Annotated in this window: 20 protein-coding genes; 8 read left to right on the top strand and 12 right to left on the bottom strand. The window is 69.6% G+C overall.

Features of this window, described 5'->3' with window-relative positions; translation table 11 throughout:
- Positions 1 to 18: 18 nt before the first annotated feature.
- From IU476_RS18515 to dprE1, 4 genes are all read right to left on the bottom strand, one after another.
- The gene (locus tag IU476_RS18515) at positions 19 to 1869 is read right to left on the bottom strand and encodes a putative glycosyltransferase family protein (RefSeq protein ID WP_228823922.1); all 1851 of its coding nucleotides are present in this window, start codon (positions 1867 to 1869) and stop codon (positions 19 to 21) included.
- Between the two features lie 224 nt (positions 1870 to 2093).
- Positions 2094 to 4052 carry an arabinofuranosyltransferase gene (locus tag IU476_RS18510; RefSeq protein ID WP_195101701.1) on the bottom strand — a complete coding sequence of 653 codons (1959 nt, stop codon included), beginning with the start codon at positions 4050 to 4052 and terminating at the stop codon, positions 2094 to 2096.
- Between the two features lie 151 nt (positions 4053 to 4203).
- Positions 4204 to 4965 carry a decaprenylphospho-beta-D-erythro-pentofuranosid-2-ulose 2-reductase gene (gene dprE2 / locus IU476_RS18505; RefSeq protein WP_195101699.1) on the bottom strand — a complete coding sequence of 254 codons (762 nt, stop codon included), beginning with the start codon at positions 4963 to 4965 and terminating at the stop codon, positions 4204 to 4206.
- Between the two features lie 16 nt (positions 4966 to 4981).
- Positions 4982 to 6472 carry a decaprenylphosphoryl-beta-D-ribose oxidase gene (gene dprE1 / locus IU476_RS18500; protein ID WP_228823825.1) on the bottom strand — a complete coding sequence of 497 codons (1491 nt, stop codon included), beginning with the start codon at positions 6470 to 6472 and terminating at the stop codon, positions 4982 to 4984.
- A 37-nt stretch (positions 6473 to 6509) separates the two neighbouring features.
- Here dprE1 and IU476_RS18495 point away from each other — a divergent pair, with 37 nt between their 5' ends.
- Complete coding sequence (locus tag IU476_RS18495) at positions 6510 to 6971, top strand: GtrA family protein (RefSeq protein ID WP_195101697.1); 462 nt, start codon at positions 6510 to 6512, stop codon at positions 6969 to 6971.
- A 423-nt stretch (positions 6972 to 7394) separates the two neighbouring features.
- Here the strand turns inward: IU476_RS18495 and IU476_RS18490 are convergent, their stop codons facing one another.
- Together IU476_RS18490 and IU476_RS18485 are read right to left on the bottom strand one after the other, a co-directional pair.
- The gene (locus tag IU476_RS18490; protein WP_195101695.1) at positions 7395 to 9611 is read right to left on the bottom strand and encodes a molybdopterin-dependent oxidoreductase; all 2217 of its coding nucleotides are present in this window, start codon (positions 9609 to 9611) and stop codon (positions 7395 to 7397) included.
- A 130-nt stretch (positions 9612 to 9741) separates the two neighbouring features.
- The gene (locus tag IU476_RS18485; RefSeq protein WP_195101694.1) at positions 9742 to 10239 is read right to left on the bottom strand and encodes a hypothetical protein; all 498 of its coding nucleotides are present in this window, start codon (positions 10237 to 10239) and stop codon (positions 9742 to 9744) included.
- Between the two features lie 289 nt (positions 10240 to 10528).
- Here IU476_RS18485 and IU476_RS18480 point away from each other — a divergent pair, with 289 nt between their 5' ends.
- Both IU476_RS18480 and IU476_RS18475 read left to right on the top strand, forming a co-directional pair.
- Entirely contained in the window at positions 10529 to 11092 is a 564-nt protein-coding gene (locus tag IU476_RS18480; protein ID WP_195101693.1) for a DUF4282 domain-containing protein, read from the top strand.
- Between the two features lie 222 nt (positions 11093 to 11314).
- Positions 11315 to 12187, top strand: coding sequence for a helix-turn-helix domain-containing protein (locus IU476_RS18475; protein WP_195101692.1), 873 nt, complete (start codon positions 11315 to 11317; stop codon positions 12185 to 12187).
- A gap of 13 nt (positions 12188 to 12200) precedes the next feature.
- Here IU476_RS18475 and IU476_RS18470 read toward each other — a convergent pair whose 3' ends face one another.
- Positions 12201 to 12620 (bottom strand): MarR family winged helix-turn-helix transcriptional regulator, encoded by a 420-nt coding sequence (locus IU476_RS18470; protein ID WP_195101691.1) that lies wholly within the window; start codon positions 12618 to 12620, stop codon positions 12201 to 12203.
- Between the two features lie 86 nt (positions 12621 to 12706).
- Between IU476_RS18470 and IU476_RS18465 the strand changes: the two genes are divergently transcribed.
- Positions 12707 to 14170, top strand: a complete 1464-nt coding sequence (locus IU476_RS18465) for an MFS transporter (protein ID WP_195101690.1) — start codon at positions 12707 to 12709, stop codon at positions 14168 to 14170.
- 79 nt (positions 14171 to 14249) lie between these two features.
- Here the strand turns inward: IU476_RS18465 and IU476_RS18460 are convergent, their stop codons facing one another.
- Both IU476_RS18460 and rfbA read right to left on the bottom strand, forming a co-directional pair.
- Entirely contained in the window at positions 14250 to 14810 is a 561-nt protein-coding gene (locus IU476_RS18460) for a dTDP-4-dehydrorhamnose 3,5-epimerase family protein (protein WP_195102054.1), read from the bottom strand.
- Positions 14811 to 14812: 2 nt separating this feature from the next.
- Positions 14813 to 15736 (bottom strand): glucose-1-phosphate thymidylyltransferase RfbA, encoded by a 924-nt coding sequence (gene rfbA / locus IU476_RS18455; protein WP_195101689.1) that lies wholly within the window; start codon positions 15734 to 15736, stop codon positions 14813 to 14815.
- Positions 15737 to 15925: 189 nt separating this feature from the next.
- On the opposite strand from rfbA, the gene IU476_RS18450 reads away from it, so the two are divergent.
- Entirely contained in the window at positions 15926 to 16921 is a 996-nt protein-coding gene (locus tag IU476_RS18450; RefSeq protein ID WP_195101687.1) for an alpha/beta hydrolase, read from the top strand.
- A gap of 68 nt (positions 16922 to 16989) precedes the next feature.
- Here IU476_RS18450 and IU476_RS18445 read toward each other — a convergent pair whose 3' ends face one another.
- Positions 16990 to 17535, bottom strand: coding sequence for a DUF8020 domain-containing protein (locus IU476_RS18445; RefSeq protein WP_195101685.1), 546 nt, complete (start codon positions 17533 to 17535; stop codon positions 16990 to 16992).
- 406 nt (positions 17536 to 17941) lie between these two features.
- Between IU476_RS18445 and rfbB the strand changes: the two genes are divergently transcribed.
- Complete coding sequence (gene rfbB, locus IU476_RS18440) at positions 17942 to 18943, top strand: dTDP-glucose 4,6-dehydratase (RefSeq protein WP_195101683.1); 1002 nt, start codon at positions 17942 to 17944, stop codon at positions 18941 to 18943.
- Between the two features lie 4 nt (positions 18944 to 18947).
- On the opposite strand, the gene IU476_RS18435 is transcribed toward rfbB, so the two are convergent.
- Entirely contained in the window at positions 18948 to 20498 is a 1551-nt protein-coding gene (locus IU476_RS18435) for a DUF2142 domain-containing protein (protein ID WP_195101682.1), read from the bottom strand.
- Positions 20495 to 21463 carry a glycosyltransferase gene (locus IU476_RS18430; protein WP_195101681.1) on the bottom strand — a complete coding sequence of 323 codons (969 nt, stop codon included), beginning with the start codon at positions 21461 to 21463 and terminating at the stop codon, positions 20495 to 20497. Before IU476_RS18430 ends, IU476_RS18435 begins: the two co-directional genes overlap by 4 nt.
- 171 nt (positions 21464 to 21634) lie before the next feature.
- Between IU476_RS18430 and IU476_RS18425 the strand changes: the two genes are divergently transcribed.
- Positions 21635 to 22135 (top strand): GtrA family protein, encoded by a 501-nt coding sequence (locus IU476_RS18425; protein WP_324194117.1) that lies wholly within the window; start codon positions 21635 to 21637, stop codon positions 22133 to 22135.
- Positions 22136 to 22189: 54 nt separating this feature from the next.
- A complete protein-coding gene (locus tag IU476_RS18420) occupies positions 22190 to 24085 on the top strand; it encodes a glycosyltransferase (RefSeq protein WP_195101679.1) in 1896 nt (631 codons plus the stop codon).
- The last annotated feature ends 133 nt before the right edge of the window (positions 24086 to 24218 follow it).

Genomic DNA, 24218 nt, shown 5'->3' with positions numbered 1-24218 from the left:
CCTGATGCTAGCCGCGCGTCACACCAGCCCGCGCACGTCCCAGACCCACACGCCGTCGACGTACCGGCCGGGGAAACCGAGGAGCTGGTCGAGCGTGGCGTGGATGGCCCGGCCGTGCTCGACGGGCGGCAGCACGATCACGTCCGCCTTCCAGTAGTTCAGGTCGGCCAGGGCGCGCTCGCGGGTGGCGTCGTCGATGACGGGGACCCGGTCGGTCTGCTGCGCCTGCGCCATCAGCAGCGCGGTCGGCCGGATGTCGGGGCCGTACTGGCCCTTCTTGTCCGCGGCCGGACCCACGAAATAGCCACCGGCGAGCGGGAATCGCAGCCCGGAGTCGACCTGCCAGCGCAGCGCGCGGGCGTCCACGGTGGACGGCGGCGGCGCGACGACCACCGAGCCGCCGCTGACGTAGTCGCGGACCGTGCCGTCGGTGAAGAACGCCGGGGTGGGCGTGCGCTCGGTGACCGGCAGGATGGTCGGCACCAGCGGCGCCAGTACCAGGGTCAGCGCGCCGAACCAGATCAGCGGCCGCGGATCGCTCAGCGACGCGCGCGCGTAGGCGATCGCGCGTTCGGTGCCCAGCGCCAGGATCACGGCGATGGCGGGAATGGCGGCCATGCTGAACCTGGTCTCCAGCACCGTGTTCAGCAGCGGCACCCGCTCGAGCCACTTCCAGGGCAGGCTCACCCCGAGCGGCCGCTTGCCCAGCGTCGCCATCACACCCAGCGACAGCACCGTGAACACCGCGATCACCGCCGTGGCCGCGCGCGCGGCGCGGTAGTGGTTGAACCGCTCGACGCGCGGCCCGCGCCGCCACAGCAGCACCACCGTCACGGCCAGCAACGCCAGCAGCGGCCAGCCGAAGTAGGAGTTGTCCTCGGTGGGATTGATGCCGACGTTCTGGCCGGGCAGGAACATGCCGCCCAGTGACTCCGCCGGGAACTGCACCAGCGCCTTCAGGTCGTTGCCGGTCGGGCCGTGGTCGATGGACCGGTAGCTCTGCGGCCCGAAGAACTGCCACCACAGCGGAATCGCGGTGAGCGCCAAAGTGATCAGGGCCGCGAGCCCGACCGTCGGCGCGACCCCGCGCAGCACGCGCCACCCGGCGCGCGGATCGTGCAGGTAGTAGACGAGCGCGAAGAGGCCGAACGCGAGCGCGAAGATCAGCAGCGGCTCCTCGCCGAGCGCGATCTGCAACGCCACCAGCAGGCCCAGCACCACCGCCTCGCGCAGCCGCCGGGAGCGGGTGAGCGGGGGACCGTCGAGCGCGCGCCGCGCCTTGCGGATCATCACCAGCGCGAGCACCGGCAGCAGCGCGAGCAGCACGAAGTTCGGGTGCGCGTTGGCGTGCGAGATCATGGCCGGCGCGAAACCGCAGAACACCCCGCCCACGGCCGCGGCGAACCGGGAACTCACCAGTTCGCGGGAGAACAGCCAGTACCAGGCGAAGGCGGTCGCGGCCAGACCGGCGGTGAGCACCAGCACGTAGGTGGTGGTGGGACCGAACAGCATGGTGACGGGGGTCAGCGGCACGCCGACACCGAACATGGCGGTGTTGGCCATCATGTTCACGCCGGCCGGGAAGTTCTGCAGGGTGGTGCCCAGCGGGCTCTCCAGATGCGCGACCGAATGCGCGGTCACCGCGAAGAACCACTCCCACATGGACTGGTCCTGACCGCTCTTGATCAGGTAGCCGTGCTCGGTGTCGCGCCACTGCCCGGACAGCACGACGACGGCGAAGACCAGGTAGGCCGTGCCGGTCAGCAGGTCGGTGCGGGAAGCCCGGAGCCGGGCGCGGAGCCGGGTGCGCGTCTCGCGTACCGCGGCACGGGTCGTCGCGGTCCCGCCGGCGTGGGCCGGCGGATCCAGGACAACGGTCGCGGCTGCCTCCGATCGCGTCGAGTCGATGCGATCCGATTCCCCGCCGGGTGACACAGGTAGAACTCCCTCAAAAATGCTGGATGAACTCAGCGGCCCACGCTACCGCCGTTTCCGGGGGCCGCGCTCGGTGACCCCGGAGTTATCCACAGAAAATGAGGAATTCCACAGTCTTATCCACAGCTTTAGGCTGTTGTGCACACTCGGATGCCGTCTCAGTGCCGCACGACGAGGGTGAACGGTCCGATGTTCGTGACCTGGAAATGCGGGTCCTCGAACAGCGTCTTGGGGAACGACACCGTGTACCGGCGCACATTGGGATCGTTCGGGTAGACGTCCTCGGCCAGTCGCAGCGTGTATTTGTCGCCGCTGCTGCGGAACAGGAACGCGTCGGGCGCCCGCCACGGGCTGTGCTCGAGCGCGTCGCGCAGTTCTGCGGGCGAGTGCAGGCCGCTCCAGCGCTTGATCTCCGCCGCGCGTCCGGCGAAATCGGCCAGCGGGTTGGCGTAGTGCGAGGTGAGTCCCTGGAACCCGTAGTACGGGTAGTAGGCGAGGAAGCTGGTGTCGGCGGTAAGAACCACCGACTCGTCGCGCGGCCGGCCGGTCTGGGCGAGCAGCGCGGCGTCGATGTCGCGGTAGTGCGAGACCGCGGACGGGCTGCGCTGGTCGGCGCGCTCACCGTTGCCGTCGGTGTCGGTGTAGGCGGTGGTGATCTCGGCGTTCAGGATGCTGGGGATGGACTGGGCGAAGGCCAGCCCGCCGAGCACCGCGACCGCCGCGGCGGCCGGCCGGAACCGCGGCGGCTCGTTGATCGCCTGGTAGAGCGCTCGCGCGCCCTCGACGAAACCGAACGTGCCCGCCGCGGCGAGCAGCGTCTGCAGGATCGGCTCGAGCCGGAACGCCAGCGCCGTCGTTCCCGCCGCGGTCACCATCAGCGACCCCAGCGACCACAGATAGATCGCCAGCACCGAGATCCCCAGCGCCTGCGCCCGCCGCGAACTCGCCGCCCGCAGCACCAGCCAGACGGTGCCGATCAGGCACAGCGCGCCGAGCAGCGGCTCGCCGAAGTCGAACATCGGGAACGACAGTCGCGAGCCCGACTCCGGCAGGTAGTGCAGGGCCGTGCCGGACCGCGGCGTCGTCGAACTCGCGGCCTTCGCCAGCCACGGCCCCCATGTGATCGACGCCAGCACCGCCGTGATCAGGCCCAGCACGACGAGCCGGGCCAGGATCGGCCGCGCCAGCCCGAGCGCGCCGGGCCCGTTCGCGACCTCCCGCGGCCGGTGCACGGCATCGGCCCGCCGCTGCCACAGCTGCGCCACCCAGGCCACCACGGCCATCAGCACCACGGTGAATACCGCGACACCCGCGAACAATTGGTAGAACATCGCCGACATCCCGAGGAACAGCCCGGCCCCGATCGTCGCCCCCCAGCCACCGGCCGTCGCCGCCGATTCCCCGCCGGGCGCGGTGGCGGGCCGGTACAGCGCCCCCCAGGCCAGCAGCATGGCCGGGGCGAACAGCACCACCAGCACCGCGCTGTAGGCCTCGGGCGCGGCGAACGCCACGGTGACGGCGGTGGTCGCCGCCGCGACGGCGACGGCCCAGTCCGCGCGAATCAGCTTGGACCACAGCACGAGTGCCAGCACCGCGGCCACCGCCAGGGCCGCGATCGCGTACGGCTTGAACGTCTCCCAGCCCGGCATCCCGAGCAGATTCGCCACCCGGCCGCCGATCCAGAACCACCCGGCCGGGTAGTACGGGGGCAGGTCGATGTAGGTCATGTCGTGCAGCGCCGCGCTGTCGGTCAGGCGCGTGAGGTATTCGGTGCGGAACTCCTGGTCGACGGAGATTCCGAACAGATACAGCTTGGTCGCCGCCAGCGGCATCCCCAGCGTCACCGTCACGAACGCCGAAATGCCCACCCACGACAGCAGTTTCGCCACCACGGGCCACCGGTGCAGCCGGAGCAGCACCACCGCCGCGATCAGCAGCAGCACGGCCCCCGCCTGCCCGACCGTGGTGAGCGCCCGAGTCACGTTGGAGGAGTTGAACGCCGGCCACTGCACCGTGCCGAACGCCACCAACCCGACGGCGGCCACCACGCCCGCGACCACCGCCGCGAGCACCGCCTCCCCAAGACCGCCCCCGACCTGCCGGACAAGTACGCGCACGCTGCCTCCGGTTCCTCTGTTGCCTGCACTGAGCGCGAGCCGTGCGTCACTCTAGTCAGAGCCGGGCGAACCGGGCGCACCGTATGCCGTGCCGGGAAACGACGACGGCCGACGGCAGGTCGCCGTCGGCCGTCGAGGCTCGCGGATCCGCTCAGATGGGCAGCATGCGGAAGACGGAGCGGGGAAGGTGGCGCAGGACCACCATCACCCAGCGGAAAGTGCCGGGCGCCCAGACGATTTCCTTGCCCTTCTCGGACCCCGCGACCGCCAGGGCGGCAACGTCTTCCTTATTGACCGTCAGCGGGGCCTCGTCGACGTGGGCCGAGAACTTGGTGCGCACCTGACCGGGCCGGATCACGGTCACCCGCGGGCCGTAGGGCCGCAGCGCCTCGCCCAGGCCGAGGTAGAAGCCGTCCAGGCCGGCCTTGGTGGAGCCGTAGACGAAGTTGGCGCGCTTGACGCGCTCGCCCGCGACCGAGGACATGACGACGATCCGCCCGTAGCCCTGCGCCTTCATCTTCTCGCCGACCAGCACGCCCACCGACACCGAGGCGGTGTAGTTGACCTCGGCGACCCGCACGGCCTGCTGCTGGTTCTGCCACAGCTCCTCGGCGTCGCCGTCCAGCGCGAACGCCACGATCGCGACGTCGATGTCACCGTCGGCCCAGGCCTGCTCGATCACCTTCGGGTGGCTGCCGGTGTCGAGCGCGTCGAAGTCGATCACCTCGACCTTCGAGGCGCCGGCCGCCTCCAGCTGCGCCACCGAGTCCGCGCGCAGCGGATCGTTCGGCAGCGCCGCGAGCACGATCCGCGCCGGACCCTTCTTCAGGTATTCCGCGCAGATCGCCAGGCCGATCTCGGAGGTGCCGCCCAGCAGCAGAATGTTCTGGGGGTTGCCTACCGCGTTGATCATTTTACGCACTCACCGCTCACTGCAGCTCCAGCCTTCTCGCCATATCGGACATGAAAACGCCTGTGGGATCGACACTTCGGCGGACCTTGATCCACTCGTCGATCTTGGGATACATCCTGTGGAAGGTCTCCGCGGTGGTCCGGGAGTCCTTGCCGGTGTAGAGCCGCCCGCCGAATTCCAGGACGCGCCGGTCCAATTCGGTGACGAACTCGTTGAGCCCCGCCTTGATCGGGAAGTCCACGCAGATGTTCCAGCCCGGCATCGGGAAGCTCAGCGGCGCCTGGTTACCCGGGCCGAACAGCTTGAAAACATTGAGGAACGAGTAGAACCCGGACCCCTGGATGTCGCGGATGATGCTCTTGAATTCCTCGACCGCCTCCGGCGGCACCACGAACTGGTACTGCAGGAAGCCGTTGGAACCGTAGCCGCGGTTCCATTCACCCAGCATGTCGAGCGGGTGATAGAACTGCGTCAGGTTCTGCACCTTGCCCCGGTAACTGCCGGACTTGCGGTACCAGAGCTCGCCGATCGGCGTGAACGTGTACTTGTTGGCCAGGCCGTTGGGGAACACGTCGGGCAGGGTGAGGAAGGTCTTGCCGTTGAACTTCAGCGGGTCCTTGCGCAGCTTCTTCGGCAGCTCGTCGAGTTTGGCGAGGTTGCCGCGCGAGATCGCGGCCCGGCCCAGCTTGGGTTCGGGGCTGATCGCGTCGAACCAAGCCGAGCTGTACTCGTAGCGCTCCTCGGAACCGTCGCTGTGGAAGCTGATGGTCTCGTCGAGCGTCGCGGTGACGTCGCCGTCGGCGATGAAGTACGCGGTCTCGGTCGGCGTCATCTCGATGGTGGCGCGCAGGATGATGCCCGTGAGCCCGCAGCCGCCGACGGTCGCCCAGAACAGTTTCGCGTTCCGCTTGGGCGTGATGTGGTGCACCGTGCCGTCCGCGGTGAGCAGTTCCATCGACCGCACGTGATTGCCGAAGCTGCCCGCGCTGTGGTGGTTCTTGCCGTGGATGTCGGAGCCGATCGCACCGCCGACGGTGACCTGCCGGGTACCCGGCAGCACCGGGACCCACAGGCCGAACGGCAGCGCCGCCTTCATCAGCTGATCCAGATTCACCCCGGCGTCGACGTCCACCAGGTGGGTGTCGCGGTCGATGCGATGGATCTTGTTCAGCGCGGTCATGTCGACGACCAGGCCGCCGGCGTTCTGGGCGTTGTCGCCGTAGGAGCGGCCCAGCCCGCGCGCGATCACGCCGCGGCGCAGATGGGCGGGCTTGTCCTCGTTGTCCTGCGCGACCGCGGCGACCGCCCGCGCGATCAGCTCCGGATCGCCGGTCGAGAGCACCTCGGCGGTGGTGGGGGCGGTGCGGCCCCACCCGGTCAGCCGGCGGGTGTGGGTCGGCAGGTCGTAGCCTTCGGTCGACCCGGTGCTGTCATTCTGTGACGCAGCGCCGTCGCCCGCTTTTTCCGCAGGACCCGCGGCGGTGGAGGTCTGAGCTTTCGTGGACATCGGCATAGAGGCTACAGCGGGCCGACCGGCTACGCTCGTGCGCGTGACCGCGGAACCCCACCTTCCACTGCCACCCGAGCTGCCTCTGGTCGACGAGCCGGGCGGCACGAGTGTCGACCTGAAGACCCAGATCGTCCGGTTCGCGCTGTCGGGTGGCTTCTCGGCGATCATCGACTTCGGCCTGTACACGCTGCTGCTGCAGGTGGTGGGACTGCCGGTGGCGGTGGCGAAGTCGCTGAGCTTCGTCGCCGGCACCACGACGGCGTATCTGATCAATCGCCGCTGGACGTTCCAGGCCCCGCCGAGCCGGTCCCGCTTCGCGGCCGTGGTGGTGCTGTACGCGCTCACCTTCGCGGTCCAGGTCGGCATCAACCAGGTCCTCTATCACGTGCTGCCCGACGAGTGGTGGCGCATCTGGCTGGCGTTCCTCGTCGCGCAGGGCACCGCCACCGTGATCAATTTCGTGGTGCAGCGGCTGGTGATCTTCAAGCTGCGCTGAGGCGAATCCGCCGGTCCCGACGAAGCACCGTTGCAGACCGGGACCGGCGGATTCAGTTTTCGGCGACCAGTGCTCGGGTCTCGGCCCTCGCGCCGAAGCAGTTGCCACCGCGCGACCGAACGAGTTTCCCGGCACGTTGCCGAGGCGGGTCTCGGCCGCGTCGCCGTGCCCCTCCGGAGCTACCGGCCGGTCGTGCTCGTGTCGTACATCACAACCACAATCGAGAATGCGCCCGCGCCCGCGCGTGCCGCAAGCCCCGAAATCGCGTCGCCCGCACCACTACTGGCGCGCCGAGCGGTCCGGTGCGCGTTGATTCCGCTGCCCGCGAGGGCAATTCGCACTATTGCGTTGTCCTTTTCGCTTCGTTTGCCCGATCTTGGCCGCCGGGCCGGCGCGCAAATCCCCCTTGCACGTGCCGACCGGTCAGGCCGGGGTCAGGGTGACCGGCACCCCGTTGAACACCGCGTTCCCGGACGGCGCGTCGACGATCGAGTCGTCGGTCAGGGCGTTGGCGTTCACACCGGCGTGCGCGCGGGCGACCGACTGGGCGCTGTCGGCGTGGCCCCAGCCGTGCGGCAGGCTCACCACGCCCGGCATGATCTCCTCGGTCGGCTCCACCGGCACGGTGAGGACGCCCGCCGCCGACTTCACCACCGCCTCGGCGCCCAGGCCCAGGCGCTCGGCGTCGTCGGGGTGGATGTGCAGGGTGCAGGTGTTGGACCCGCCGACCAGCGCCGGCACGTTGTGCATCCAGCTGTTGTTGGAGCGCAGCTGCCGCCGCCCGATCAGCACCATCTCCGGCGGGTCGTCGGCGAGCCGGGCACGCAGCCGATCCACGTCGTCGAGCAGTGGCCGCGGCGCCAGCTCGACCCGCTGCGACGCGGTGCGCAGCACCTCGGGCAGCCGCGGGCGCAGCGGTCCGAGGTCGATGCCGTGCGGATGATCCAGCAGCACCCGCAGATTCAGCCCGCCGGTGACGCCCTCGTGCGGCACCGGCTGCGCCGCCGGATTCCACTCGCCGTACGGGCCCAGCCGCAGCATCATGTCGATGCGCTGCTCGGTGGTGTTCTCGCCGAGCAGTTCGGCGCGGCGGTCCAGCAGCCCGGCCTTGTGCAGGGTGCCCGCGATGATCAGCTCGTCGACCGCGGCGAGCGGGTCGCGGTCGGGCTCGGGCTGCTGACCCGCCGCCGCCACGGCCAGCCGGGCCAGGATCTCCGCCTCCGACGGCCGGTCGCCCAGCGGGATCAGCGGGCGTGAGTAGCGCGCGTAATTGCGCACCGCGAAGTTGAGCAGGGCGAAGTCGTAGTGCGGCGACTGCAGGGTGCGCGGCGGCGGCAGGATCACATCGGCGTGCCGGGTGGTCTCGTTGAGGTAGCGGTCCACGCTGACCATGAACTCCAGGCCCGCCAGCGCCTCGCCCAGGCGCGCGCCGCTGGGTGCGGACAGCACCGGGTTGCCCGCGATCGTCACCAGCGCCCGCACCTGCCCCTCGCCTGGTGTGCGGATCTCGTCGGCGAGCGTGGCGATCGGGAATTCGCCCATGATCTCCGGCGCCTCGCGGACCCGGCTGGTCCAGCGGCCGGGCCGGAACGGCCGGGTCCGGACGATGCCCAGCGCCGCGGCGGTGGCGAACATGGCCCCGCCGGGGCGGTCCAGGTTGCCGGTGAGAACGTTGAGCACGTCCACCAGCCACTGGGTGAGCGAGCCGAATTCGGCGGTGCAGGTGCCGATGCGGGCATAGACGGCCGCCGTCGGCGCGGCGGCCAGCTCGCGCGCCAGCCGCACGATCGTCTCGGCCGGCACGCCCGTGCGCTCGGCGACCCGCTCCGGCGGGAAAGCCGTTGCGGCCGTGCGCACCTCGGCGAGCCCGTCGACCGACGCCCGGATCGTGAGCAGCTGCTCGGCGAACAGCGTGTGCACGATCGCGAAGAGCAGGTAGGCGTCGCTGCCCGGCCGGACGAACAGGTGCTCGTCGGCCAGTTTCGCGGTGCGGGTGCGGCGCGGATCGACCACCACGAGGCGGCCGCCGCGCTTGCGCAGCGCCTTCAACCGGCCCGGGAAGTCCGGCGCGGTGCACAGCGAACCGTTCGACTCCAGCGGATTGGCGCCGAGCATCAGCAGGTAGTCGGTGCGGTCCAGGTCGGGCACCGGGACGGCGAGCGGATCGCCGAACATCAGGCCGCTGGCCACGTGCTTGGGCATCTGGTCGGCGGTGCTGGCGGAGTAGAGGTTGCGGGTGCTGAGCGCCCGGATCAGCGGCGGCAGGTACAGCGCGCCCGCGACGGTGTGCGCGGTGGGATTGCCCAGGTACAGCGCCGCCGCCTGGCGGCCGTGGGCGGCGACCAGCGCCGGGAGCCGCTCGGCGACCAGGTCGAACGCCTCCTCCCAGGACGCCGTGCGCCAGCTGTCGGTGGCGCGGTCGCGGATCATCGGCTCGGTGAGCCGCTCCGGGTCCTCGTCGAGACGGCCGAGGCTGGCGCCCTTCGGGCAGAGGAACCCGTGGCTGAACGGATCCTCGCGGTCCCCGCGCACCCCGAGCACCCGATCCCCGGGGTCGAGGGTGATCTCGAGCCCGCAGACCGCCTCGCAGAGCGGACAGGTGCGGAGCAGGGTGCGGGAGTCCTCCGTGACGCGCGTCATAGCACCATCATCACCCGGCGCGCCGGCGCTCGCGCTCCGGATCGACGGAAACCGCGAGAACCCTTGGGCTCTCGCGGTTTCCGTGCGGTCTTCGAATTGTGCCGGCGCCGTGCGGGCGCCCGGCCGACGGCTAGCTGGCGATGCGGGCGAGCTGCGCCTTGCGGCCCGAGCGGGCCGACCGCACCGCCGCGGCGATCGCGACCACCGGCGGCAGCCAGCGCGCCTCGCCGGGGGCCACGCCCCAGCAGGCCGCACCGGCGGCCGACAGCTGGGTCGGCGGCAGCGGGATGCCGGCCCCGTCGGTGTAGACGGTGACACCGGCCTCGCGCAGCGCCTCCAGCGCCATGGCGGCCTTGCGGACGCCGGTGACCAAGTGGATCTCGCGGCGCTCGGCGCCCGGAATCTCGATCACCGGACCGGAGAGGTTGTTCGCCCGCAGGAACCGGCGCACGGTCGCCGCGAGTTCGCCGGTCACCTCGATGCCGGATACATCCTCGTCGGTGATCAGGCAGATGCCGTTGGCCGTTTCGGCGACCGTCCAACCGCGCTGGATGTAGTCCTGCGCGCTGGCGGCCAGGGTAGCCGCCGAGACGGAAGTCGGAAACGTCGTACGCACTGTCTTCTCCATTCCCCGGGTAAAACTAGGTCCTGCGTTGGTGTTCATGGGACGTATCGGGCCACGTGGGACACCGCGTTACACGTTTGCGAAACTTTCTTTCCCGCCGTCGAATTCATCACAAGATCAACCTTTGATTCCGGATCGCTATCGGTGGCGGCCCGGCGGCGTCGTGTGCGGGGCCGAGCACCACGGTCGTGTTCCACCCTGTGAATCGAATCTGTTGTGGCTGAAAGTTTCCCAACAGAACGCTTGTGATCCCCCCGTTGCCCGCGCGGCGCGGGCGGGAGAGGATCGGCGCATGACCGATGAGCCGCTCGGGCCGCCGCCGGATCCCGCGGAGAACTACGAGGCCGAGCCTCGATTCATCGCCTGGAAGGAGTCCGCCGGTCGAAGGTTGACGCGTCATATCGACGAGGACCCGGCCGAGGAGCGGCCGGCCGAGCCGTTCCGCAGCCCGGGCGCCTTCGGGGCCTGGGCGGTGTCGGCCCTGCGTGCCCTGGTGGACGTGCAGTTCCGCCGCCCGGCGACGCGCACGCTGCTGCCGCTGGCGTACATGCTCGGCCTGGCCTTCGCCTGCGGCCTGCCGGTCGTGCTGACCGTGCTGCTGTGGCGGGTCTCGCCGCTGCTCGGGCTGGCCTTCGCGGTGCTGGTGGCGGTCCCGCTGGCGCTGACCGTCGCGGCCTCGGTGCGGCTGGCCCTGGAATTCCTGGTGAACGCGTCGCGCCTGGCCGATCGGGTGCAGCACATCAACGACCTCGCCGACGACCTGTTCCGCGCGCTGTCGGAGGTCGCCGAACCGGTCAATCAACTCTCCGAAGATGTTCGCGCCGTGCAGTTCTGGCGGTTTCGCCGGCGAAAGTAGGCTATTTGTCGCAGCTATGACGATGTCGTGGCTGTGACATAGGGGGTTTTCGGGGTCGTCACCGAAATTGTGGGCCGATTGGCTGTATCCGAGAGTCGTTGAGCTGTGCAACAATCCGATCGCGTGTCCAATTTCGGCCGGGGCCGCACAGAGACGCTTTTACGCCGTTCGTCGGACCGGGATGACCGATCGCGCGGCGCACGGGACGGGTAGGGGGAAAGCATGGCTTTACCGCACGGGATCACCGGGTCGACGATGCCCAGGCGGCAGCTGGGGCGGCAGCTTCGCGACCTGCGCAACCGTGCCCGCATGACCACTCGGGTCGCGGCGCAGCGGCTGGAGTGGTCGGAGGCCAAGATCTGGCGCATCGAGACCGGCCAGACCTCGCTGCGCAGCCTCGACGTCGAGGCGATGTGCAAGATCTACGGCGCGCCCGCCGACCTGGTCGAACCGCTGACCGCGCTGGCCCGCGAGACCAAGGCGCGCGGCTGGTGGGCCGACTACGGCGACGTGATTCCCGAGGGATTCGAGGTCTACATCGGCCTCGAGGAGGCCGCCGACCGGCTGTCGACCTTCGAGAACGAGCTGGTCCCGGGCCTGTTGCAGACCGAGGACTACGCCCGCGCGGTGCTGGCCGCGGGCCGCCCGCAGATGCCGGCGACCGAACTGGACCGCCGGGTGGCGCTGCGCGCGGCGCGGCAGACCGTGCTCACCCGCGCGCAGTCGCCGGTGCGGCTGGTCGCGGTGCTCACCGAGGCGCTGCTGTGGCACCGGGTCGGCGGCACCGAGGTGCACGCCGGGCAGCTCGACCACCTGCGCCGCATGTCCGAGCGCCCGAACGTCGACCTGCGGGTGGTGCCCAACGACTGCGGCTACCACGACGGCATGGAGACCGGCCGCTTCATGATGCTCGAATTCCCCGACGCCGCAGGCGAATTGAGCGAGCCGCCGGTGGTGTACGTGGAAAACTTCACCGGCTCCACGTATCTCGACAAGGAGCACGAAATCGGCCGCTACCGTGCGGCTTTCGCCGGAATCCGGGCGGCCTCGGTGGATGCCCGCGCGGCGATCGACGAGGCGCTGGCCGCGTTCTGAACCCGCCGCGACCTCAGCGCAGGGTCTGGGTGAGTACGTCGCGGTGGGTGGGCGCGGCGGCGGCGTGCAGCGCCCGGCCCTTGTCGGTCAGGCAGACGAAGATGGCGCGCCGATCGTCGGTGCACATGCTGCGGCTGACCAGGCCCTCGCGCTCCAGCCGGGCCACCGCGCGGGAGAGCGCGCTCTGGCTCAGGTAGATGTCCCCGGCCAGATCGCTCATGCGGTAGGTCTCGCAGTGCGCGTCGACCAGCCGGTCGAGGGTCTCGAATTCGCTGAGCCCGATGTGGTGGCGGCTCTGTAGCTCTTTCTCCAGCGCACAGGAGACGGTGGCGTGCTGGGCCAGCAGATCGCGCCACTTGCTCACCAGTCCGGCTGGTACCGCCTGCTCGAGGGCGCCGGGCCGGTCGACGGACGCTGTCGACGGCTTGGACATGCGCCCATCCTAGTGGTCGCGGTCCAATCATGCAACCGCATTAAATGCTTGCACATTAGATGCGCACGCATGTACTGTCCTCACTCATGACTTCCACGGCAACACTTCCGGCCGCCCCCGCGGCGGCCACCCGGTGGCCGGCACGCATGTGGGGGATGCTGATCACCCTGTGCATCGTGCTGTTCCTCGACGGGCTCGACGTCTCGATGATCGGTGTCGCACTGCCGTCCATCGGCACCGAACTGGGCCTGGGCACCTCCACCCTGCAGTGGCTGGTCAGCGGTTACGTGCTCGGCTACGGCGGCCTGCTGCTGCTGGGCGGGCGCACCGCCGACCTGCTCGGGCGGCGCAAGGTCTTCCTGATCGCGCTGGCGGTGTTCGCGCTGGCCTCGCTGGCCGGCGGCCTGGTCAGCTCGGCCGCACTGCTGATCCTCACCCGCTTCGTCAAGGGCCTGGCCGCGGCGTTCACCGCGCCGACCGGCCTGTCCATCATCACCACCAACTTCGCCGAGGGACCGGCCCGCAACAAGGCGCTGTCCATCTACACCGTGTTCGGCGCGGGCGGCTACTCCATGGGCCTGGTGTTCGGCGGCCTGATGACCGGCCTCGGCTGGCGCTGGACCTTCTTCCTGCCCGTGCCGATCGCCATCGCCGCGCTGGTCGCCGCCGCGTTCCTGGTCCCGCGGGACAAGCCGGCCCAGGAGGGCGGGCACGACCTGCTGGGCGCGCTGTTCTCCACGGCCGCCATGCTGCTGCTGGTCTTCACCGTCGTCTCGGCCCCCGAGGCCGGCTGGGGTTCGGCCCGGACCGTCGGCTCGTTCGCCGCGGTGGTGGCGCTGTTCGTGGCGTTCGTCGCGGTGGAGAACCGGGTCCGGCACCCGCTGATCCGGCTCGGCATCCTGCGCAAGGTGTCGCTGGCGCGGGCCAGCCTTGTCATCGTCGCGCTGGCCGGGTCCTACTTCAGCTGGCAGTTCATCGTGACCCTGTTCCTGCAGGACACCCTGGGCTGGTCGGCGCTGGAACTGGCGATGGGCCTGCTGCCGGTGGGTCTGCTGGTGGCGCTGTCGTCGGTGTTCTCCGACAAGATCGTCGACCGGTTCGGCACCGGCCCGATCATCGCGGTCACCATGGTCGTAATGAGCATCGGCTACCTGCTGTTCCTGCGGCTGGACACCTCGCCGTCCTACCTGACGGTGATCCTGCCGGCGGTGCTGCTGATCGGCATCGGCTGGATCGGCTTCCCCGCCATCAACATTCAGGCCACCAACGGCATCGAGGACGAGGAGCAGGGCCTGGCGGCCGGCGTGCTGCAGACCTCGATGCAGGTCGGCGCGGCCATCGTGCTGGCGGTCAACACCGCGATCATCTCCTCCGGAGCGCACACCGACACCTCGCCCGGCGCGGTGCTGGACAGCTACCGGCCCGGCCTGATCTTCGCGGGCGTGGTCTGCGTCGCCGGCGCGCTGGTCGCCCTGACCCACTTCCTGCCCAAGCGGTCGGCCGCCGCGCCGGTCACCGAGGCGGAGCGGGAACTGGAGCTGGCTGCCTGAGCATCCGGTACGGGAGTCGGAAACCGCGGTGGGCGAACATGTTTCGCCCGCCGCGGTCGGCGTTTCGGGGGAAGCGGGACTAGGAGCGCAGGCTGCGCAACCGCGGTGCCGCAGCGTCTTTCGGCGACCGCACATACCGCAGCGGCCTGCCGTCGCGGCCCGCGGTCGGCCAGCCGATACCCAGGTCCGGGTCGAAAGCGTCCAGATCCCGGTCGAATTCGGGCGTGTACTCGAGCGAGCACAGGTAGGTGACGGTGGAGTCGTCCTCGAGCGACAGCAGCGCGTGGCCCAGGCCCTCGGACAGGAACACCGAACGCCGGTCCACGTCGTCGAGCAGCACCGCGTCCCAGGTGGCGAAGGTCGGCGAGCCCGGACGCAGATCCACCACCACGTCGAGGAACGCGCCGCGCACGCAGGTCACGTATTTGGCCTGGCCGGGCGGGTCCTCGGTGTAGTGGATGCCGCGCAGCACCCCCGCCGCCGAGGTGGAGGTGTTGACCTGCAACAGCTCGAACGGGCGCCCGACCGCCTTCTCGAATTCGGAGGCCTTGAACGATTCGGCGAACACGCCGCGCTCGTCACCGCGCAGCGTGGGGGTGAACTCCCACGCGCCCGGCACCGACAGTTCCCGGATGCGCATGCTCATCGGTGCTCGTTCCCGCCCTGCTCCCCGGCGTGGTCCAGGCCGTCCTGTTCCCAGTCGCGGCCGTGCTCGAGCAGTTCGAGCAGGTAGCTGCCGTATCCGGAGCGGGCGAGCGGTTCGGCCAGCCGGCACAGCTGCTCGTCGTCGATGAAGCCCAGCCGCCAGGCGACCTCCTCGGGCACACCGATCTTGAGCCCCTGCCGCTCCTCGATGGTGCGGACGTAGTTGGCGGCGTCGAGCAGCGAGTCGAAGGTGCCGGTGTCGAGCCAGGCGGTGCCGCGCGCCAGCACCTCGACCGCGAGGCGGCCCTGTTCCAGGTAGGTGCGGTTGATGTCGGTGATCTCGTATTCGCCGCGCTCGGACGGGCGCAGCCCGCGCGCGATCTCGACCACGTCGTTGTCGTAGAAGTACAGGCCCGGGATGGCGTAGTTGGACCGCGGCAGCTTCGGCTTCTCCTCGATCGAAATCGCCTTACCGTGGGCGAATTCGACGACGCCGTACGCGCTCGGGTCCGACACCCGGTAGGCGAAGACCGCGCCGCCGTCGAGGCCGTCGAAGCGGCGCAGCCGGGTGCCCAGCCCCGGACCGTGAAAGATGTTGTCGCCCAGCACCAGCGCCGCCGACTCGGTGCCGATGTGACCGGCGCCCAGCACGAACGCGCGCGCGAGGCCGTCGGGCTCGGGCTGCACCACGTAGCTGATCGACAGCCCGAACTGCGAGCCGTCGCCGAGCAGCCGCACGAACGCGTCGGCGTCCTCGGGGGTGGTGATGACCAGGATGTCGCGGATACCCGCCAGCATCAGCGTCGACAGCGGGTAGTACACCATCGGCTTGTCGTACACCGGGACCAGCTGTTTGCTCACCCCGCGCGTGATCGGATGCAGCCGTGACCCGGTGCCACCGGCCAGAATGATTCCGCGCATGTCACAGCAGTCTGCCATTGCCGCCCCGCCGGGGCTCGGTGAGGTTCCGAGTCGACCGCGAATTGATCACGGCCGGTTCCGCCGCGACCGGCCGGGGCGACAGTGTAGTGAGATGTCAGCGCCGACAGCTCGCTCGCCGGACCCCCGGCGGCCGACCGCGCGGCGCGCCCGGAGTGAGGCAGGTGCGCCATGGTGGCGATTCCGATCGGCGAAACCGCGAGCGAGCCAGGCGTTGTCGTGAATCCGGACGGGGGCTCCCTGCCGTCGCGGGCGCTGCGGCTGGCCTGCCTCGGCGTGATCCGTCCCGTCGTGCGGCACTATCCGATCACCCCGCTGACCATGCCGCTGGCCGGCGCGGTCGTGGACGGGCTGGCCCGGTTGCGCCCGGGGCCGTCCGGGGTGGAGCGAGAACAGGTGCGGCTCAGCGGTTTCCGCATGGAGATCCTGCGACCGGCCGGCGCCCGGCGGGCCCTGCGCGACGGCGTCGTGATGTATCTGCACGGCGGCGGCTTCTTCCTCTGCGGCCTGGACACCCACCGCCCGGTCGCCGCGGCGCTGGCCCGCCGCACCGGGCTGCCGGTGCTGAACGTCGACTATCGCCAGTTGCCGGCCCACCGCATCACCGATTCGGTGGCCGACTGCCTGACCGCGTACCGGTGGCTGCTGCGGCACGGGGTCGACCCGGCCCGCATCGTGTTCGCCGGGGACTCGGCGGGCGGCTTCCTCACCTTCGCCACCGCGCTGCGGGCGATCGAGGCGGGTCTGCCCGCGCCCGCCGGGCTGGTCGGTCTCTCGCCGGCCCTCGATCTGGATTGCGCGGCCAAGCGCGACTACCCGAACCTCGCCCGCGACGCCTACATCCCGCTGTCGGCGATGGAGGGGATGGTGCGCTACGGCACCGACGGCGAGTGCTTCGACCTCTCACCCGTCAACGGCGCGTTGGCCGGCCTGCCGCCCGCGCTGCTGATGGTCGGCGAGGACGAATTGCTGCGCTACGACTGCGAACTCATGGCCCGGCGGCTCACCGCCGCCGGGGTGCCGAACTCGCTGGAGTTGTGGCGTGGGCAGGTGCACGCCTTCATGAGCATCCTGCCGAACCTGCCGGAGAGTCGGTCCGCGCTCGGCCGGGTGGCGCGGTTCGTGCGGGCCCGGATCGAGGCCGAGCGCGTCGCGCGCACGGCGTGAGACGACAGCACCCCCGCCCGATGATGGCAGGGCGGGGGTGCTGAGGGAACCGATCGGTTCCGGCCGGACTACTTGGCCGGCGGAACGAACGGCTGGTTGATGGTGGTGAAGTACTGCGCCGCCGCGGCGATCGCCACCGGAGCCGTGATCAGCAGCTGGCCGGCCAGGGTGCCGATGGTGGCGCCGGTGGAGATGGTGTCCTTCAGGCGGGTGAAGGCGGCCAGCTCGCGGTCGTACGGGGTCTTCCAGGGCGCCTGGTCCTCGAACGGCAGGGCGACCGGCTGGTAGCTGGCGTGCTGCAGGTCGAACTGCGGGGTCAGCGTCGCGGTGTTGCCAGAGATGTCGGCGGCGATCGGGAAGACGTAGTCGTCGACGCGGAACGACAGGTCGGTGCCGGCCAGGGTGGTTCCGTCGGCGGCCTTGATCTTGAACACGCCGTTGTCGTTGACCAGGGAGCCGGAGTCCGTCGAGATGACGGTGTTGGTCTCGGTGGTGGTGGCCTTGAAGTTGACCGCGCCCTCATCGGCGGCCGGTGCCGCGTTGACGGTGCCCGCGGTCACGCCGATCGCGGCGATCAGCATGGCCGACGTCGCGGCGAATTTCCTCATCAGCATTTCTGTGGAACCTCGATACAGAGTGGTTCGGGGGGACACGAGAATCGAAATGGAACGCAGCTAACGAGCGGTGAACCTGTCGTGACCGTTCATTCAAATTCTGTTCACCATCGGGTCCTTGTGGATCGTGGGGTTGTGGAAACACACAGTGTGAGCACGGCTTTCGTGCCGAATTCCGATCCGCCGAATACAACCGTAACGATCGGTTTGTGACAAAGGTCACAGCACTTCGGTGATGTGGGTAACCGAAGCGTTATTCGCGTCCCGTAATAACGATCGACCGATGTCCGAATTGCCCGGAGGGGTGCCGGAGCGCCCGTCCGCAATTCTCTCCCGAATGGATGTATCCCGCACCTCGGCCACGTCCGTGGCTGTCGCGGGCCGCGGGCCGATAGTGTGGACGATCGTGCGATTGCTCGTAACCGGGGGCGCCGGTTTCATCGGCGCCAACTTCGTCCACCAGACCCTCGCCGAATGGCCCGACGCCCGGGTCGTGGTGCTCGACAAGCTCACCTACGCGGGCAACCGGGCCTCGCTGGCGCCGGTCGCCGAGCGCATCGAGTTCGTGCACGGCGATATCGCCGACGCGGATCTGGTCGACCGGCTCGTCGGCGGCGTGGACACGGTGGTGCATTTCGCCGCCGAATCGCACAACGACAACTCGCTGGCGCAGCCGTGGCCGTTCGTGCAGACCAATATCGTCGGCACGTATTCGCTGTTGCAGGCGGTGCGCCGGCACGACGTGCGCTACCACCACATCTCCACCGACGAGGTGTACGGCGACCTGGACGCCGACGCGCCGGCCTTCCGCGAGGACACCCCCTACAACCCGTCCAGCCCGTATTCGGCCACCAAGGCCTCCAGCGACATGCTGGTGCGGGCCTGGGTGCGCTCGTTCGGGGTGCGCGCCACCATTTCCAACTGCAGCAACAACTACGGCCCGTACCAGCACGTGGAAAAGTTCATTCCGCGCCAGATCACCAATCTCATCGACGGCGTCCGGCCGCGGTTGTACGGCGCCGGGCACCAGATCCGGGACTGGATCCACGTGCACGACCACAATCGCGCGGTCTGGGCGATTCTGGAGCGCGGTCGGATCGGGCAGACATATCTGATCGGCGCGAACGGCGAGCTGGACAACAAGGCCGTGGTGCAATTGATCCTCGCCGAATTCGGCCGGGAGCCCACCGATTTCGATCACGTCACCGATCGGCCCGGCCACGATCAGCGCTACGCCATCGACGCCGAACTGCTCCGCACCGAACTCGGCTGGCGGCCGCGCTACTCCGATTTCCGTTCCGGCCTGGCCGATACGGTCCGCTGGTACCGCGAGCACGAGGACTGGTGGCGCCCGCAGAAGGACGTCACCGAACAGGCGTACGCGGCCGCCGGGGAAAAGGTGCTCTAGCGGGTCAGCCCCACACCAGGAAGTCGTACTTCGCGACCGCGGCGGCCAGCGCGACCACGGTGGCTGTCACGATGGCGATCGCCGGACCGCGCGTGGGGGTGACCCCACGAGAACTCCCCAGCCGCAACGGCATCCACCGCAGCAGCACCGCGAAGGCGACAATGGCCAGCGGCACGAAATAGCGGCCCTGCACACCGTCGATCAGGTAGTAGCCGACGGGCGTGAACGACATGTACAGCGTCACGTAGATCATCGCGATGCTGGCCAGCACGGTCAGCGCCACGACCCAGGTGCGCAGCCGGTCCGCGGTCATCCGCTCGGCGATGCCCAGCCCGACCGCGAAGGCCAGCAGGCAGGCCAGGATCGACACCGCAGGCACATCGATGTAGGCGAAGCCGAGTTCCCCGAAGAATTGCGTGAACCAGCGCTGGTCCCGCAGCCAGATGCTGTCGACGAAGGTGCCCAGGAAATCGAACGGGTGGCTCAGGATTTCCTTCAGCTGATCGCCCGGGCGCACCGAATGCCATTGCGCGGGCGGCCGCATCAGGCCCATGCCCTCGCCGGTCGGCGCGGCGATCTTCATCCACGTCGCGAACAACGCGGCGCCCAGTGCCGCGCACACCCACGGAATCCAGCGGCGCCAGCTCGAAAAGCCGTACTGCCGAGCGGGAATCAGCACGGTCAGCATGGCCAGCAGCACGTAGGTCGGCTTGCACAGCGGCAGCGCCACGGTGGCCGCGAGCGTCACCGCGACCTCGGCCCGGGACAGCCGCGTCCCCAGGAACAGACCCTTGACCAGCAGGCAGGACACCAGCACGGCCAGCGCGTTGGTCAGCGTGTCGGCGGTGACCGTGCCCGCCTGGAACAGCGCGATCGGCAGCACCGCGACGGCGAACGCCAGCCACTGCACCCGCAGTCCGCGCAGCACCCACAGCGCGCCGCCGACCACCACCAGGTAGGCGAGCAGCCCGGCCAGGCGGGTGAGCAGCAGCATCCCGCTCACGTCGAGGTCCAGCGCCTGGGCCAGCCGAATGCCCACGGCCGCGGGCACATACGGGACCGGCGAGTAGGCGGCGGTATTGGTGAACCAGACCGGCGTGGTGGCCTCGGTGGTCACCGGCGCCGAGCCCAGCAGCCGGTAGGAGACGCGGTCGGCGGCCATCGGTTCCGGCTCGGCCGGGCGGCGGTTGTAGTCGGTGAAGGCGTAGCTCATCAGGCCGTCGATGCTCAGCGGGATGTCGCCGCCGTACGCGACGCCGCGGTCGTCGGCGATGCGCTGCGGCAGGAAGCCGCCGTGCGCCACCTGGTAGGACCGGCCGAACTGGGTGATCTCGTCATGCCCCCAGAACGGCGGCGTGACCGTCGCCCAGGCCACGCCGAAGATACCGGCCACGACGACGAAAACCACGGCGGCCGAACCGAATCCGCGCTGCACCCAGCTGCCCGCCCGGCGCAGCGGCGCTGGTCTGGGGGGCGTCTCCGCCGTCTCCGCCGCGCTCTCCTGCCCGTTCTCGGACTGCCGCTCGGCGGTCCGCTGCCCGGTGGAGGTCGTCATCGCCGACCCTCGCCGACCCGCTCACCGGCCTCCGTGCCGACCGCCGAGTACCGCAGGTACATCAGGCGCGCGGCCTCGTGCCGGGACCGGCGGATGCCGTCGAGGATCAGGCCCGCGGTCCACGCCAGGCTGCCGAGCAGCAGCAGGGTCAGACCGAAGAACAACGTCGGGAAGCGCGGCACCTGGTGGATCTCGTAGAACTCGATCACTATCGGGGTGATCAGGATGACCGAGATAGCCCAGGCCAGGGTGCCGAACAGGCCGTAGAACGCGACCGGCCGCTCGTGCCGGGCCAGGCCCACGATCAACGCCAGGATCTTGAAACCGTCGTGATAGGTGCGCAGCTTGCTCTCGCTGCCGGCGGGGCGATCGCGGAAACCGACCGGCACCTGGGTCTGCGGCACGCGCAGGTGCAGCGAGTGCACGGTCAGCTCGGTCTCGATCTCGAACTCGCGCGACACGGCCGGGAAGCTCTTCACGAAGCGCCGGGAGAAGACCCGGTAGCCGGAGAGCATGTCCTCGACGTTCTCGCCGAACACCTTGCCCACCACGCCGTTGAGCACCTTGTTGCCGGTCTCGTGGCCGGTGCGGTAGGCGTTCTCGCCCTCGTTCTGCTTGCGCACGCCCAGCACGTGGTCGTACGGGCCGTCCAGCAGGGTCTTGATCATCAGCGGCGCCGCGGAGGCGTCGTAGGTGTCGTCGCCGTCGATCATCAGATAGATGTCGGCCTCGATATCGGCGAAGGCACGCCGTACGACATTGCCCTTGCCCTTGGTGTGTTCGCTGCGCACGATGGCGCCGGCGGCACGGGCACGGTCGGCGGTGCCGTCCGTGCTCAGGTTGTCGTAGACGTAGACGACGATGCCCGGCACGGCGGCCTTGAGGTCGGCGACGACCTTGGCCACCGCGGCCTCCTCGTTGTGGCAGGGCACCACTGCGGCGATACGAAGCTCGGTGGGGTCCACCCCGTCAGTCCCTCATGTGTGAAATCGGACGGTGAAATACGGAACACCGGGAGGGTACAGGGGAGTCACCCGAACTCGCCCGGTAACCCTCACTGTGTCACATACCCGGTGGGCGCGGTGTCACCCGAAAGGGGCGATCCGGGCGGTACCCGCATGCGGTACCGTCCGGGGGTGACCAGCAGTGAGACCGCGACCGCGCCGGCCGCCCCGACCCTGCTCACGAGGGTGCTGGGCGCACTGCGGCAGGGCGGGGCGTTCCTCGTGGTCGGCGCCGTCGGCTTCCTCGTCGACGCGGGCACCTACAACCTGCTGGTGTTCTGGGGCGGCGAGGGCGTGCTGTACCACGCGCCGCTGCCCGCCAAGATCATCGCGATCGTGGTGGCCACGGTGGTCACCTACTTCGGCAACAAGTGGTGGACCTTCGCGCACAAGGGCGGCGGCAGCCCGGCGCGCGAATACCTGCTCTACGCGGTGTTCAACGTCGTCGCCATCGGCCTGCAACTGGGCTGTCTCGGTTTCTCGCGGTACGTCCTGGACCTGTCTTCGCCGCTGTCGGACAACATCTCCGGCACATTGATCGGCCAGATCGTCGCGGTGGTATTCCGGTATTGGGCGTACGACAAATTCGTGTTCACCGGGGAGAAGAAGGCCCGATCCGCCCTCGACGCCTGAGATGGAGATAATGTTGCCGCTCGCACCGGGGAAACACGAAAAAGGGACTGCAATATGGACCAGTCGGCTGGGCAGGCCGTGACCGCAACCGAGAACGACCGGCTTCTCGCCGACCCCGCGCCCGCCGCGCTGCAGGGCGACCACCAGGCGCCGCGGCGGCTATTGCTGCAGCGCGGCGTATTCGCCGCGCCCGCACCGAAGATCAGCGCCGAGATGTACGCGGTCACCAAGGGCAAGGCCGTGCGCGAGCGGCTGTCGCTGCGCCTGGAGAAGGGCGCGACCGCCCACACCAACACCTATTTCGGCCGCTTCGCCGCCAGCTACTGGCAGCGCTGGACCACGGTGACCGAGATCGAGGTCGCCATGCGGCTGACCGTCGGCGACCGCGCGCGGGTGCGCCTGGCGGCCTCCGACATCGCGGGCCACCGCCGCATCATCGACACCGCCGATGTCCGCGCCGACGGCCGCGTGGTGCTGCGGGCGACCCTGGACCAGTACGTCGACGGCGGCGCGCTGTGGCTCGAGTTCGATGCTGTCGGAGGCGAACTCGGGATCGAGGAGCTGGAGTGGTCGGCGGCCGCGCCGGAGACCGTGCGGCCCGTGGCGATCGCGATCTGCACCTTCAACCGGGCCGAGGACTGCGCGCACACGGTGGCGGCGCTGGCCTCGGATCCGACCGTGCTGGCGGCCATCGACGCGGTCTATGTGGTGGACCAGGGCACCGATCTGGTCGAGGAGCGGCCGCTGTTCCAGGAGACCAAGCCGCGCTTCGGCGACAAGCTGCGCTACCTGCGCCAGCCGAATCTCGGTGGGGCGGGCGGCTTCACGCGCGGACTCTACGAGGTGTCCGCGGCCAACGAGCACGCCGACGTCATCCTGATGGACGACGACATCCTGTGCGAGCCCGAAACCGTGTTGCGGCTCAACGCTTTCGCGAACATGACGGCGGAACCGACGCTGGTCGGCGCGCAGATGCTGTTCCTGCTCAACCCCGACTATCTGAATGTCGGTGCGGAGGAGACGAATCTGCCGATCCTGCGGCACGGCCAGAAGGTGGCCAAGGCGCTGCGCAACACCAGCATGCTCAAGCGCAACCAGGAACGGCGCGTCGACGCCGGCTACAACGCCTGGTGGACCTGCCTCATCCCGGCCGAGGTGGTGGCGCGCATCGGGCTGCCGATCCCGATCTTCTTCCAGTGGGACGACGTCGAATACGGTCTGCGCGCCCGCGAGAACGGGTTCGTCACCGTGACGCTGCCGAATGCCGCGGTGTGGCACGCCGACTTCTACTGGAAGGATTTCGACGACTGGGCGCGCTACTTCTCCTCGCGCAATTCGCTCATCGTCTCGGCGCTGCACACCGACCTCGATCCGAAAGCCGTGACCCGCCGGCTGTTCCGCGAGATCTCCGAATATCTCGTCGGCATGCAGTACGGGCTGGCGCATACGACGTTGCAGGGCATCGAGGATTTCCTGAAGGGGCCCGAGGTGCTGCGGGACGGCGGTCAGGAAGCCTTGGCGGCCGCGCGGGCCAGCCGCGGCGAGTACGCGGAGACGGTCAAGCATCCCGCGGCCACCGCGCCGATCCGCAATGCCGACATCCAGGTGCGCCGGGCGAGCGGCGAGCCGAGCCGCCCGGTGCTGGTGCTCATCAAGCGGGCCATCCAGCAGTGGACCGGCCGCGTGCAACCGGGCCTGAAGGCCGTCACCCGCGAGGACGCGCACTGGTGGCACGTCGGCCTGTTCGAGCACGTCGTGGTGACCGACGCCTCCCAGTCCGGCGTCCGAATCCGCAAGCGCGACAAGGCCAAGGCCCGCGCCCTGCTGCTGCGCACTGTCCGCGTCCTGCGCCGCCTGCGCCGCGACCTCCCCGACCTGTCCCGCCGCTACCGCGCCGCCATGCCCGAACTCACCAGTCGAGAGAACTGGGAGCGCCTCTACGGCTTGTGAATTCGGCCGTCCGCCGTCCGGTGCGAGCCGGCCTCCCGTCATTCTGGCGTCGGCCGACCCTCCCGTCATTCCGGCATGCTTTTGGCCGGAATCTCGCCGCGTGGGGTGGATCCCGGCCACAAGCATGCCGGGA

Origin of the sequence: Nocardia blacklockiae (genome assembly GCF_015477355.1) — a bacterium.
GTDB classification, from domain to species: domain Bacteria; phylum Actinomycetota; class Actinomycetes; order Mycobacteriales; family Mycobacteriaceae; genus Nocardia; species Nocardia blacklockiae.
The sequence above is the reverse complement of the archived record's forward strand: the minus strand, read 5'-3'. Positions and strand labels throughout refer to the sequence as shown.